The following is a 12,939-nucleotide window of genomic DNA, read 5'->3' as shown; positions in this document are numbered from 1 at the left end:
GGAGTGACAGATTCCGATCAGGCCTGTTTCGAGGCGAGTTCGACGATCGTGATGTCGGAGGGCGCACCGACCCGCACCGGAGGCCCCCAGGCGCCCGCGCCCCGGGAGACGTACAGCTGGGTGTCCCCGTACCGTTCGAGCCCGGCGACGGTCGGATTGGCCAGCTCGGCGAGGTAGTTCCCGGGCCAGAGCTGGCCACCGTGGGTGTGGCCGGAGAGCTGCAGGTCCACCCCGTGGCGTACGGCGTCGTGGACGACGATCGGCTGGTGCGCGAGGAGCACCGCGGCGCGGGCCCGGTCGCGGTCGCCGAGGGCCCGCGCGAAGTCCGGGCCCCGGCCCTCGCTCTCCCCCGCGACGTCGTCGACGCCGGCCAGGTCGAAGCCGGCCGGGATCTCCACGCGCGCGTTGCGCAGCGGGCGCAGCCCGAGCTCGCGGACGTGGTCGACCCAGGCGTCGGCGCCCGAGAAGTACTCGTGGTTGCCGGTCACGAAGAAGGACCCGTGCCGGGCCCGGAGCCGGGCGAGCGGCTCGGCGGCCGGGCCGAGGTTCTCGACGGTGCCGTCGACGAGGTCGCCGACGACGGCGATCAGGTCGGGCTGCGTGGCGTTGATCGCGTCGACGATCCGCTGGGTGTGGGCGCGGCCCAGGATCGGCCCGAGGTGGATGTCGGACACGACGGCGATCCGGTATCCGTGCGCGGCGCGCGGGATCTTGGCGAGCGGCACGGTGACCCGCTTCACCCGGGGCCCGCGCAGCACCCCGTACGTCCCGTACCCGACGGTCCCGAGCGCGACGGCGGCCGCGGACCCGGCGACGACGCGGGAGACGAAGAGCCGGCGGGAGGGATCGGTGGGGCCGGACGGCTCGGGGACGGGCTTTCCGGGTACGGACTCCGCCGCGGCGGGCCGCTCGGGGACGGTCCTTCCGGGTACGGGCTCCGCCGCGGCGGGCCGCTCGGGGGGAGCCGTCACGGACGCGGGGACGGGCAGGGGTACGGGCTCCGCCGCCCGGCGTCGCGCCCAGGCGCGAAGGAACGGCCGGACGGCCTCGCCCACCAGCAGCGCCAGGACCAGGTAAAGGAGCACGGCGAGCCAGAGGAAGCCGGGCCAGGCGACCGCCTGCTGGAGCACGAAGGGCGCGCCCGCCCGCGAGGAGACCAGCGCGGCGACCGACAGCAGCGGCAGGGCCACGACCGCGGCCGTACCGAGCCGGCGCGGCAGCCCGCCGGGCGCGGTGGTGTCGCGCACCAGACGCCGCCACACGTACCAGTGCACCGCGCCGAGCAGCGCGAGCACCACGACCAGGACCAGCAGAAAGACGACCACGCCCCCGGAACCCCTCTTCTAGCCGTCCACGCGGCGCGCGGCGCGCACCCCGCGCAACCCGATCACGCCGATCACCGTCCCCAGGACAAAGGACGTGACGGCAAGCAGCAGATGAACCCAGAAGTAGGCCGTCGGGTCGCCCGCGTCGTCGAAGGCGAGGCCGCTCCCGTCGTTCCAGAGGTTCTTGACGAAGGTGACCCAGATGAACCAGGACCACACGCCGAAGGCGAGCAGGAACCAGGAGACGCGGCGGCTGAGCTTCATGACCCCAGTATCACCGTCCGTCCCACGGCCCCCGCTTCCGGGTGGACGGGCGTCGGTGAACCGCCTGCCGGGGTTCGGATCGGTCGTGCGTACCTGTACGTTCTCGACCGTGTCTGCTTCGAAGAAGACCGCTTGGGCGGTCGCCGCTGCCGTGCTCCTGCCGCTCGTCACCGCCGCGCCCGCGGCCCACGCGGACGGAAAGGACGGGACGGACAAGCAGCCCAGGCCGCCCGCCGTGATGTCCGGTGTCGGCGGTGCGCTGCTCGGCAAGCCCGGGACGCAGGTGCAGCTGCTGCCCGGCGCCCCGGTGCTGCCGAAGGAGCTGTCGGCCCGTTCCTGGATCGTCGCGGACGCGGAGAGCGGCGAGATCCTCGCCGCGCACAACGCGCACTGGCGGCTCGCCCCGGCCTCCACCCTGAAGATGCTCTTCGCGGACACGCTGCTGCCGAAGTTCCCCAACAAGACGGAGAACCACCTGGTCACCAACCAGGACCTGGCCGGCATCGGGGCGGGCTCCAGCCTGGTCGGCATCAAAGAGAAGCAGACCTACAGCGTCCGCGATCTGTGGCTCGGGGTCTTCCTCCGCTCCGGCAACGACGCCGTCCACGTGCTGACCAGCATGAACGGCGGTCTCAGCAAGACCGTCGCGGACATGAACGACCACGCGGCCGACCTCCAGGCCCTCGACACCTACGTGGTCTCCCCGGACGGCTACGACGCCCCGCGCCAGGTCTCCTCCGCGTACGACCTGACGCTGATCGCCCGCAACGGCATGCGGAAGCAGGACTTCCGCGATTACGCCGCCACTCCCCGTGCCGCGTTCCCCGGCGAGGCCAAGCCGGGCAAGAAGCGCGAGACCTTCGAGATCCAGAACACCAACCGGCTGCTCACCGGCGACATCGGCGTCGCCCCGTACCAGGGCATCGCCGGGGTCAAGAACGGCAACACGACGCACGCGGGCGCGACCTTCACGGGCGTCGCCGAGCGCAACGGCAGGGTCCTGCTCGTCACCGTCATGAACCCCTCCTCGAAGGAGCAGCACGCGGTCTACCTGGAGGCGGCCCGGTTGCTCGACTGGGGCTTCGCGGCCGCCGGGAAGGTGACGCCGGTCGGGGAGCTGGTGCCGCCGCGCTCGGAGCGCACGGCGAGCGCCGCCCCCGACGACGGCACGGCGCCGGCGCCCGGCAAGGACGCCCCGAAGGAGCCCGTCCACGCGACGGCCGCCGCGAAGTCCGGCGGGATCGGGATCGCGCTGGCCGTGGCGGGCGGTGTCCTCGTCCTCCTGGCCGCGGCCGTCTTCCTGGTCAACCGCCGCTGGCCGCTGGCCGCGGGGGCGGCGCGGCGCCGTCGTTCCGAGCACCCGCAGGGTGGTCAGGAGTCCCCGGAGACTGCTGACCATCAGGGGTCGTCTCCGTCTTCCGACTCTTCCGACGTGACTCCGTAGCCGTCCACGCGGCGCAGAACAGCAGCAGCTTCGCGGTGAAGTTGATCCAGAGGAGCAGGGCGACCGGCACGCCGAACGCCCCGTACATCGACTTCGCCGCGACCCCCTTCATGTAGCCGCCGAGCAGCAGCTTCAGCAGCTCGAAGCCGATCGCGCCCATCAGCGCCGCCACCACCAGGTCGCGGCGGCGCGGTTCGACGCCCGGCAGCAGCGTCAGCACGTACAGCAGGATCAGGAAGTCGGCGACGACGGCGACGAGGACGGCGGCTGCCTGGAGCAGTACGCCGCCCGCGCCCTCGCCGGAGATGCCGATCCGGTCGGCGCTCCAGCCGACGGCGGTGGAGCCGAGCCAGGACGCGGCGAGCGAGGCGATCGCGACGCCGCCGAGGCCGAGGAGGATCAGCCCGTCCTTGCCCTTGAGCACGAACGGGTTGCCCTCGACGGCGTCGAGCCCCCAGACGGCGCGCAGGCACTCGCGCATGGAGCCGATCCAGCTGACGCCGGTGACGAGGAGGACGGCGCCGGCGACGAGCCCGATGGTGCCGGCGTTGGCGACGAGCCCGGCGATGTCGAGCTGGTCGGAGATGCCGGGGACCTGGTCGCTGATCTTCTTCTCGATCGAGTCGAGCTGATCCGGCGTGAGGAGCGCGGCGCCGATCGCGGCCGCGACCGTGATCAGCGGGAAGAGGGCGATGAAGGAGACGAAGGTGATCGCGGCGGCGAGCCGGGTCCAGTGCGCCTCGTCGAGGGTCTCGTACGCGTGCCAGGCGTGGGTCCGCATGAGGCGGGTCACCCAGGGGCCGATGACGGGAAGTCTGCTCAGCCAGTCCATGTCGTACGTTCAGCTCCTCGCGCCGTCGGACCACCCGGGTGGTCGGATACCCGGTTACGAGAATCCCCTGCCGGGGCTCACAGACCGGCGACCGACATCCCGTACAGCGCGGCCCACGCGAGGCCGATGACGGCGAGCGGCCGGTCGCGCAGCACGACGTCCTCGGGTGCGCCCGCCGCGCCGCGGTCGGCGAAGACGGCGTACCGCAGGACGCCGAGGACGAAGGCGACGACGGAGAGCTGGCGCCAGGGCAGGGACGGTTCCACGGGGGCCGCCTCCAGGGCCCACAGGCAGTAGCCGAGGACGGCGGTACCGGCGGCCAGCTGCCAGACGAAACGCAGGTATCCCGTCGTGTACTGGGTGAGCAGCGCGCGCGTGGCGCCGTCGGAGCCCTCCATCTGGACGGCTTCGGAGTACCGCTTGGCGGCGACCATGAAGAGGGCGCCGAAGCCGGTGGTGATGAGGAACCAGCGGGAGAGCGGGATGCCGAGGGCGACCCCGCCGATCATCGCCCGCATGAGGAAGCCGGTCGCGACGACGGCGAGGTCGACGACGAGGACGTGCTTGAGGCGGACGCAGTAGGCGACCTGCATGGCGAGGTACGCGACGAGCAGGGTGGCGGTCAGCGGGCCGCACAGGAGCGCGGCGGCGACGGCGGACCCGAGGCCGAGGAGGCCGCCGGTGGCGGCGGCGAGGGCGACGGGCACCTGCCCCGAGGCCACGGGGCGGCGGCGCTTGGCCGGGTGGGCGCGGTCGGCCTCGGCGTCGCGGGCGTCGTTGAGGAGGTAGACGGCGGAGGCGGCGGCCGTGAACAGGGCGAAGACGAGGGCGAGCCGGGCGCCGGTGTGCCAGGAGCCGAGGCGGCCGGCGGCGGCGGGGGCGGCGAGGACGAGGACGTTCTTGACCCACTGGCGGGGGCGGGCGGTCCGGAGGAGCCCGAGCGCCCGCCCGCCGCGCGCGGGCACGGGCGCCTGCGGGACGACGGCGGGGGCGTCGAGGACGGCGGCGCCGACCCGCTCGCTCACGAGAGGCCCTTCCCACGCGCGCGCGTGGGGGCGTCGGGGGCCAGGAGGCGGCGCCCGGCGGCGGCCGTGGCGGCGCCGAGGAGGGCGCCGACGGCGACGTCGCTGGGGTAGTGGACGCCGGCGACGAGCCGGGAGAGGCACATCGCGCCGGCCACCGGGGCGGCGAGCCGGCCGGCGGTCGGGTGGAGCACGCCGAAGGCGACGACCGCGGCGGCGGCGGAGGTGGCGTGGGAGCTGGGGAAGGAGTGCCGGCCGGCGGTACGGACCAGGGGTTCGTACGTGCCCGGGGCCGGCCGGGGCCGCCGCACGATCCGTTTGACGCCCATGCTGGCGAGGTGCGCGGTGGCGACGAGAGCGGTGCCGCGCAGCCAGTCGCTCCGCCGGGGCCGGTCGAGGACGGCGGTGACGAGCCCGGCGGCGAGCCAGAGCCCCGCGTGCTCGCCGCTGAGGGAAAGCCCCCGCGCGGCCACGGCGACCCGAGGCCGGTGACCGCACTCCCGCAGAGCCCCGAGCACCCGCCGCTCGACAACCAGCCAGCCGGGCTCGGAGGGGGGCGGGGCGGGGACGTGGCCGGTGGGCGACTCGGCCGGGGCGGCGCCTGCGGGCCGCTCGGCCGGGTCGGGGCCGTGGTCGGCGGGCGACTCGGCCGGGGGCGTCGCCGGGACCTCGCCCCGGGGCGCGGCTCGGCCGTCGTCCGCGCGCGGCTCGGCCGGGGCGGGGACGTGGTCGGTGGGCGACTCGGCGGCGGGCGTGGCTGGGACGTCGCCTGGGGGCGCGGCCAGGGCGTCGTCCGCGCGAACGGACGGCTCGGCCGGGGGCGCGGCTCGGTCGTCGTCCGCGCGCGGCTCGGCCGGTGGTGCGGCCGGGACGGCGCCTGCGGGCGGCTCGGCGGCGTCACTTCGCGGATCGCCGGTCGGCGCGGCCGTGTCCGGCCCCGCCGTCTCGGGGCGGCCGGTGGTCGCGCGTGGCGGCGCGTCGGTCGCGTTCCGGGTCGGATCGCCCGGGCGTTCCGGTTCGGCCCGTTGTGCGTCGCGCATCCGTGTTGCCCCCTGTCGTGCCTCGCCGTTCGAGTCGGTCAACGTGACTTTCGCGCGGGGTGCCGTCGAGGGCACGAGGTCTCTTTCCTGACACTCCTTTAATCACCCATTTCGACGAACCGCCATGCAATACCGGCATAAGGAACAACCACGGCTATACGGTCACCCTCATGGCTGTCGAGACCCACGTCCTGGACGACGACTGCGAAGCGATCAGCGGCTGGGGCCGCACCGCCCCCACCCTCGCGCGCGTGCAGCGCCCCCGCGGGCGCGCCGAGGTCGTCGAGGCCCTCCGGGTCTGCGGCCCGCGCGGCGCCGTCGCGCGCGGGCTCGGCCGGGCGTACGGCGACGCCGCGCAGAACGCCGGCGGCACCGTCCTCGACATGACCGGCCTCGACCGGATCCTCGCCGTCGACACCACCGCCGGGCTCGTCGTCTGCGAGGCCGGCGTCAGCCTGCACCGGCTGATGGAGGCGCTGCTGCCGCTCGGCTGGTTCGTCCCGGTCACCCCCGGCACCCGGTACGTGACCGTCGGCGGCGCGATCGGCGCCGACATCCACGGCAAGAACCACCACGTCTCCGGCTCCTTCGGCCGCCACGTGACCGCGCTCGAACTCCTCACCGCCGACGGCGAGATCAGGACCGTGCTGCCCGGCACCGCGCTCTTCGACGCGACCACCGGCGGCATGGGCCTGACCGGCGTGATCCTCTCCGCCACCCTGCGGCTGCTCCCCGTCGAGACCTCCCTCGTGCGCGTGGACACCGAGCGCGTCCCCGACCTCGACGAGCTGATGGCCCGGCTCACTGCCACCGACCACGCGTACCGCTACTCCGTCGCCTGGATCGACCTGCTCGCCCGGGGCTCCGCGACGGGCCGCGCCGTCCTGACGCGCGGCGACCACGCCCCGTACGACACGCTCCCCCGCCGACACCGGGCCCGCCGCGATCCGCTCGGCTTCCGGCCGGTCCGGCTGCCCGCCCCGCCGCCGTACGTCCCCGGCGGACTCCTCGGCCGCACCACCGTCGGGCTCTTCAACGAGCTCTGGTACCGCAGGGCCCCCCGCGCCGCGACCGGCCGTCTCCAGTCGCTGCCGGCCTTCTTCCACCCCCTCGACGGCGTCCCGCACTGGAACCGGATCTACGGGCCCGGCGGCTTCGTCCAGTACCAGTTCGTCGTCCCGTACGGGCAGGAGGACACCCTCCGGCGGATCGTGCGGCGGATCGCGGACCGGGGCTGTCCGTCCTTCCTCGCCGTCCTGAAGCGGTTCGGCACGGGCGACCCCGGCTGGTTGTCGTTCCCCCTTCCCGGCTGGACCCTCGCCCTCGACCTCCCCACCGGCCTCCCCGGGCTCGGCCGCTTCCTCGACGCGCTCGACGAGGAGGTCGTGGGCGCGGGCGGCCGGGTCTATCTCGCCAAGGACTCCCGGGTCCGGCCGGAGGTCCTGGCCGCGATGTACCCGCGGCTCGACGAGTTCCGGGCGCTGCGTGCCGCCCTCGACCCCCGGTCCGTCCTCACCTCGGACCTCGCCCGCCGCCTCGGCCTCTAGTACCTCCAGGAGTTCATGTGAAGGACGCCTTCGGTGCCCCGCAGTCCCTGCTCGTCCTCGGCGGCACCTCCGAGATCGGGCTCGCCACCGCCCGCCGGCTGATCGCGCGCCGTACCCGTACGGTCTGGCTGGCCGGCCGCCCCTCCCCCGCGCTCACGGCCGCCGCGGACTCGCTGCGCGCGCTGGGGGCGGACGTGCACACCGTGCCGTTCGACGCGCTCGACACCGAGTCGCACGAGGAGCGGCTCGGGAAGATCTTCACGGAGGGCGACATCGACATGGTGCTGCTCGCCTTCGGGGTCCTCGGCGACCAGGCGCGCGACGAGTCCGACCCGGTCGCCGCCGTCCGGGTCGCGCAGACCAACTACACGGGCGCCGTCTCGGCCGGACTGGTGTGCGCGGGCGCGCTCCAGGCGCAGGGCCACGGCTCCCTGGTGGTGCTGTCCTCGGTGGCGGGCGAGCGGGCCCGGCGCGCCAACTTCATCTACGGCTCGTCGAAGGCGGGGCTCGACGCCTTCGCCCAGGGCCTCGGGGACGCGCTGCACGGCACGGGCGTGCACGTCATGGTCGTACGGCCCGGGTTCGTGCGCTCGAAGATGACCGCCGGGCTCGCGGAGGCGCCGCTCGCGACGACCCCGGAGGCCGTCGCGGGCGCGATCGAGCTGGGGCTGCGGCGCCGCTCGGAGACGGTGTGGGTGCCGGGGGCGCTGCGGATGGTGATGGCGGCGGTACGGCACGTGCCGAGGCCGCTGTTCCGCCGGCTGCCGGTCTGACCTGCCGTCGGCGTTACGGCACGCGCCGAGGCCGTTGCTCCGCCCCCCTGCCAACCTGACCTGCCGGCGGCGGTACGGCACGTGCCGAGGCCGCTGTTCCGCCGGCTGCCGGTGTGACCCGGCTTTCTAGGCCGTCGGCGCCGGGGTGTCGACCGGGCTGCCGCCCTGCGCCGGGACCGCCGAGATCGGGCGGCCGCTGCCGAACTCGTAGTCGTACAGCTTCCGCCAGACCCCGTCCGGGCCCTGCTCGTACAGGGCGAAGGAGCGGCACGTCCAGGCCGCCTCGTACCCGGCGAGCTCCTCGAACGCCCGGTCCATCCCCTCCTCGGAGATGCCGTGCGCCACGGTGACGTGCGGGTGGTACGGGAACTGCAGCTCGCGCGCGAGAGGGCCCGCCTCGTCGCGGATCCGGTGCTGCAGGGCGTTGCAGAAGGGCACGCCCTCCACCAGCTTCACGAAGACGACCGGTGAGAGCGGACGGAAGGTCCCGGTGCCTTCGAGGCGCACGGGGAACGGCTGGTGGTCGGCGGCGACACCCGCGAGGTGCGCCTCGATCTCCGGCAGCCGCTCCTCGGGCACCTCGGTCGGCGGGACCAGGGTCACGTGCGTGGGGATGCCGTACGCGGCAGGGTCCCCGAAGCCGGCGCGCCGCTCCTGGAGCAGGCTGCCGTAGGGCTCCGGGACCGCGATCGAAACGCCGAGCGTTACGGTCCCCACGTCGTTCTCCTCCGTCGTCCGTCGTCGAGTCGTTGTGTGGTGGTGCAGCCGCCAGTGTGCGGCCTGCACCACCCTTTCGGCCAGGGTCCTTGGACTCAGTGCTTGGCGGGCAGGAAGCCGATCCGCTCGTACGTCTGCGCCAGCGTCTCCGCGGCGACCGCGCGGGCCTTCTCCGCTCCCTTGGCCAGGACCGAGTCCAGCGTCTCCGGGTCGTCCAGGTATTCCTGCGTGCGGGCCCGGAACGGCGTGACGAAGTCCACCATGACCTCGGCCAGATCCGTCTTCAGCGCGCCGTACATCTTGCCCTCGTAGCTCTTCTCCAGGTCCTCGACGGAGGTGGAGGTGAGCGTGGACATGATGCTCAGCAGGTTGGAGACGCCGGCCTTGTTCTCCGGGTCGAAGCGGATCACCGTGTCGGTGTCGGTGACGGCGCTCTTGACCTTCTTCGCGGTGACCTTCGGGTCGTCCAGGAGGTTGATGAGTCCCTTCGGCGTCGACGCCGACTTGCTCATCTTGATCGCCGGGTCCTGGAGGTCGTAGATCTTCCCCGTCTCCTTGAGGATGTACGGCTTCGGAATCGTGAACGTCTCGCCGAAGCGGCCGTTGAAGCGCTCCGCGAGGTCGCGGGTCAGCTCGATGTGCTGGCGCTGGTCCTCGCCGACCGGGACCTCGTCGGCCTGGTAGAGCAGGATGTCCGCGACCTGGAGGATCGGATACGTGAAGAGGCCGACGGTGGCGCGGTCGGCGCCCTGCTTGGCGGACTTGTCCTTGAACTGGGTCATGCGGGAGGCCTCGCCGAAGCCGGTGAGGCAGTTCATGACCCAGCCGAGCTGTGCGTGCTCGGGGACGTGGCTCTGGATGAAGAGGGTGCAGCGCTCGGGGTCGAGACCGGCGGCGAGCAGCTGGGCGGCGGCGAGCCGGGTGTTGGCGCGCAGCTCGGCGGGGTCCTGCGGGACCGTGATCGCGTGCAGGTCGACGACCATGTAGAAGGCGTCGTGGGTCTCCTGCAGGGCGACCCACTGGCGGACGGCGCCGAGGTAGTTGCCGAGGTGGAACGAGCCTGCGGTGGGCTGGATTCCGGAGAGCACACGGGGACTGTCAGAGGCCATGCTCAACATTGTCTCAGGTGTGACCCCCGGAACCGGACGTGGCATCGTGCCCCGTGAGACGAGAAACACACTCGGCGCTCACCGCACATCGCACTCGGAGGGGGATCCGATGGCAGACATACAGGCACGGGTCGAGGACATGGTCCGGCGGCTGGTCGACTCGGGCCGGGAATCGGCCGTGCAGGTCGCCGCGTACCGGCACGGGGAGCTGATCGTCGACGCGCACGCGGGCGAGGGGGCCGGGGGCCGGGCGGTCGACTCCGGCTCGCTGTTCCACAGCTTCTCCACCGGCAAGGGCGTCACGGCGACGCTGGTCCACGTCCTCGTCGCGGGCGGGCTGCTCGACTACGACACCCCGATCGCCGCCTACTGGCCCGAGTTCGGAGTCCACGGCAAGGACCGTGCCACCGTCCGCGACGCGCTGACCCACCGCACGGCCGTGCCGCAGCTGCCGCCGGGCATCACGCCGGAGGAGCTGTGCGACTGGGACGGCATGTGTGCGCTGATCGCCGCGCAGGAGCCGCTGTGGGAGCCGGGCACGGCCAGCGGCTACCACGGCTGGACCTTCGGCTGGGTGGTGGGCGAGACCGTGCGCCGTGCCACCGGACTCCCCGTCGCCGAGGCGCTGCGCCGGCACGTCACCGAGCCCCTCGGCATCGCGGACTCGCTCTTCTTCGGGACTCCCGACGAGCACGCGGGCCGGGTGGTGCCGCTGGTGGCGGGCAGCTGGGAGGAGATGCTGGCCGCGATCCCGGCGGACGCCCCGTTCCGCCGGGCCGTGCCGAACCCCGGCGTGTGGCCCTGCGCGCGGCTCGCCAACCGCTCCGACTACCTGAGGGCCGACGCCCCGGCCGCCGCGACCCTGAGCGCACGCGCCGTGGCCCGTATGTACGCGGCGCTGCTCGGCGAGGTCGACGGGGTCCGGCTGGTCCCCGCCGAGCGGCTGCCGCTGCTGTACGCGCCGCAGACCCGCGAACCGGACCGGATCCTCGGCGCCCCCATCCCCAAGGGCCTCGGCTACTTCCTCGAACGGCCCGAGACGGGCGGCGAGCCCACCGCGTTCGGCCACAACGGCAGCGGCGGCAGCACCGCCTTCGCCGATCCCGCGCGCGGACTCGCGTTCGCCTTCACCCGCAACCGGCTGAACGCGGGCGCGGACGACACCCATGCCGAGGACCTCGCGGCCTTGATCCGCGAGGCCGTGGGCGGGTAGCGGCCGGTCAGACGGGGAGGGCCGGGGCCGGGTAGCGGCCGGCCAGAGCGGGAGGCCCGGGGCCGGACGGCCGTCGGTCAGACCGGAAAACCCCGGGCCGGACAGCCGCCGGTCAGACCGGGAGGCCCGGGGCCGGACGGCCGTCGGTCAGACCGGAAGACCCCGGGCCGGACAGCCGCCGGTCAGACCGGAAAACCCCGGGCCGGACAGCCGCCGGCCAGACCGGAAAACCCCGGGCCGGACAGCCGCCGGCCAGACCGGAAAACCCCGGGCCGGACAGCCGCCGGTCAGACCGGGAGGCCCGGGGCCGGACAGCCGCCGGTCAGACCGGGAGGCCCGGGGCCGGGTAGGCGGCCATCAGGTCGGCGACCTCCGCGCGGACGGCGGCGAGGGTGTCCTCGTCGCCGGTGCCCGCCGCGGTGACGGCGCGGTCGATCCACTCGGCGACCTGGTCCATGTGGCCCGGGGTGAGGCCGCGGGAGGTGAGGGACGGGGTGCCGATGCGGATGCCGGAGGGGTCGAAGGGCTTCCGCGGGTCGTAGGGGACGGTGTTGTAGTTGACGACGATTCCGGCCCGGTCGAGGGCCTTCGCGGCGATCTTGCCCGGGACCTGCTTCGGGGTGAGGTCGATCAGGATCAGGTGGTTGTCGGTGCCGCCGGAGACCAGATCGAAGCCGCGCGCGAGGAGCGCCTCGGCGAGGGCCCTGGCGTTGGCGACGACGGCGTGGGCGTAGTCGCGGAACGACGGCTGGGAGGCCTCGCGGAGGGCGACGGCGATGGCGGCGGTGGTCTGGTTGTGCGGGCCGCCCTGGAGGCCGGGGAAGACGGCCTTGTCGAGGGCCTTGGCGTGCTCCTCGGTGGACATGAGCATCGCGCCGCGCGGCCCGCGGAGGGTCTTGTGGGTGGTCGTGGAGATGACGTCCACGTGCCCGACCGGGGACGGGTGCGCGCCGCCCGCGACGAGGCCGGCGATGTGGGCGACGTCGGCGACGAGGACGGCGCCGGACTCACGGGCGATCTCGCCGAAGGCGGCGAAGTCGATGGTGCGGGGCAGCGCGGTGCCGCCACAGAAGATGATCTTCGGGCGCTCCTTGAGGGCGAGCTCGCGGACCTCGTCGAAGTCGATGCGCCCGGTGTCGTGGCGTACGCCGTACTGGACGCCCCGGAACCACTTGCCGGTGGCGGAGACGCCCCAGCCGTGGGTGAGGTGGCCGCCCATGGGCAGGGCCATGCCCATGACCGTGTCACCGGGCTGCGCGAAGGCGAGGTAGACGGCGAGGTTGGCCGGGGAGCCCGAGTAGGGCTGGACGTTGGCGTGGTCGACACCGAAGAGGGCCTTGGCGCGCTCGATGGCGAGCGTCTCGACCTGGTCGATGTTCTGCTGGCCCTCGTAGTAGCGGCGGCCGGGGTAGCCCTCGCTGTACTTGTTCTGGAGGACGGTGCCGGAGGCCTCGAGGACGGCGGCGGAGACGTAGTTCTCGCTGGGGATGAGGCGCAGGGTCTCGGCCTGGAGCCGTTCCTCGGCGCCGACGAGGGCGGCGAGCTCGGGGTCGGCCGAGGCGAGTGCGGGGTGGTGCTGCGGGATGGTCATGGTGGTGTCCTCCGGGCGTTCGGCGGAACGGTCCCGGGGCGGAGGTGCGCACGGGACCAGGG

11 protein-coding genes and 1 pseudogene are annotated in these 12,939 nt (G+C 73.8%); 4 read left to right on the top strand and 8 right to left on the bottom strand.

Features of this window, described 5'->3' with window-relative positions; genetic code table 11:
- Positions 1-17: 17 nt before the first annotated feature.
- Both ABT041_RS29305 and ABT041_RS29300 read right to left on the bottom strand, forming a co-directional pair.
- A complete protein-coding gene (locus ABT041_RS29305) occupies positions 18-1,325 on the bottom strand; it encodes a metallophosphoesterase (RefSeq protein WP_351189942.1) in 1,308 nt (435 codons plus the stop codon).
- Between the two features lie 18 nt (positions 1,326-1,343).
- Positions 1,344-1,589, bottom strand: coding sequence for an SCO4848 family membrane protein (locus ABT041_RS29300; RefSeq protein WP_351189939.1), 246 nt, complete (start codon positions 1,587-1,589; stop codon positions 1,344-1,346).
- A 109-nt stretch (positions 1,590-1,698) separates the two neighbouring features.
- On the opposite strand from ABT041_RS29300, the pseudogene ABT041_RS29295 reads away from it, so the two are divergent.
- Positions 1,699-2,943, top strand: a pseudogene (locus tag ABT041_RS29295) (D-alanyl-D-alanine carboxypeptidase family protein); the annotation flags it as partial.
- Here ABT041_RS29295 and ABT041_RS29290 read toward each other — a convergent pair.
- The 3 genes from ABT041_RS29290 to ABT041_RS39120 form a co-directional block, all read right to left on the bottom strand.
- Positions 2,894-3,865 carry a YihY/virulence factor BrkB family protein gene (locus ABT041_RS29290; RefSeq protein ID WP_351189936.1) on the bottom strand — a complete coding sequence of 324 codons (972 nt, stop codon included), beginning with the start codon at positions 3,863-3,865 and terminating at the stop codon, positions 2,894-2,896. The pseudogene ABT041_RS29295 and the gene ABT041_RS29290 sit on opposite strands and share 50 nt — an antisense overlap.
- A gap of 77 nt (positions 3,866-3,942) precedes the next feature.
- Positions 3,943-4,890 carry a decaprenyl-phosphate phosphoribosyltransferase gene (locus tag ABT041_RS29285; RefSeq protein ID WP_502976617.1) on the bottom strand — a complete coding sequence of 316 codons (948 nt, stop codon included), beginning with the start codon at positions 4,888-4,890 and terminating at the stop codon, positions 3,943-3,945.
- On the bottom strand, positions 4,887-5,927 hold the full coding sequence (locus ABT041_RS39120) for a phosphatase PAP2 family protein (protein WP_502976616.1): 1,041 nt from the start codon (positions 5,925-5,927) through the stop codon (positions 4,887-4,889). The genes ABT041_RS29285 and ABT041_RS39120 overlap by 4 nt, the downstream gene beginning before the upstream one ends.
- Positions 5,928-6,097: 170 nt before the next feature.
- Between ABT041_RS39120 and dprE1 the strand changes: the two genes are divergently transcribed.
- Both dprE1 and dprE2 read left to right on the top strand, forming a co-directional pair.
- Entirely contained in the window at positions 6,098-7,474 is a 1,377-nt protein-coding gene (gene dprE1 / locus ABT041_RS29275) for a decaprenylphosphoryl-beta-D-ribose oxidase (protein ID WP_351189932.1), read from the top strand.
- Positions 7,475-7,491: 17 nt separating this feature from the next.
- The gene (gene dprE2 / locus ABT041_RS29270; RefSeq protein ID WP_351189929.1) at positions 7,492-8,247 is read left to right on the top strand and encodes a decaprenylphospho-beta-D-erythro-pentofuranosid-2-ulose 2-reductase; all 756 of its coding nucleotides are present in this window, start codon (positions 7,492-7,494) and stop codon (positions 8,245-8,247) included.
- Between the two features lie 126 nt (positions 8,248-8,373).
- On the opposite strand, the gene ABT041_RS29265 is transcribed toward dprE2, so the two are convergent.
- Both ABT041_RS29265 and trpS read right to left on the bottom strand, forming a co-directional pair.
- Entirely contained in the window at positions 8,374-8,964 is a 591-nt protein-coding gene (locus tag ABT041_RS29265; protein WP_351189926.1) for a 2'-5' RNA ligase family protein, read from the bottom strand.
- Positions 8,965-9,059: 95 nt separating this feature from the next.
- Positions 9,060-10,073 (bottom strand): tryptophan--tRNA ligase, encoded by a 1,014-nt coding sequence (trpS, locus tag ABT041_RS29260; RefSeq protein WP_351189923.1) that lies wholly within the window; start codon positions 10,071-10,073, stop codon positions 9,060-9,062.
- Between the two features lie 109 nt (positions 10,074-10,182).
- Between trpS and ABT041_RS29255 the strand changes: the two genes are divergently transcribed.
- On the top strand, positions 10,183-11,286 hold the full coding sequence (locus tag ABT041_RS29255; RefSeq protein ID WP_351189921.1) for a serine hydrolase domain-containing protein: 1,104 nt from the start codon (positions 10,183-10,185) through the stop codon (positions 11,284-11,286).
- A gap of 322 nt (positions 11,287-11,608) precedes the next feature.
- Here ABT041_RS29255 and glyA read toward each other — a convergent pair whose 3' ends face one another.
- Positions 11,609-12,877, bottom strand: a complete 1,269-nt coding sequence (gene glyA / locus ABT041_RS29250; protein ID WP_351189918.1) for a serine hydroxymethyltransferase — start codon at positions 12,875-12,877, stop codon at positions 11,609-11,611.
- Between the last annotated feature and the right edge of the window lie 62 nt (positions 12,878-12,939).

The organism is Streptomyces sp. NPDC002825 (genome assembly GCF_040295385.1).
Taxonomy (GTDB): domain Bacteria; phylum Actinomycetota; class Actinomycetes; order Streptomycetales; family Streptomycetaceae; genus Streptomyces.
The sequence above is the reverse complement of the archived record's forward strand: the minus strand, read 5'-3'. Positions and strand labels throughout refer to the sequence as shown.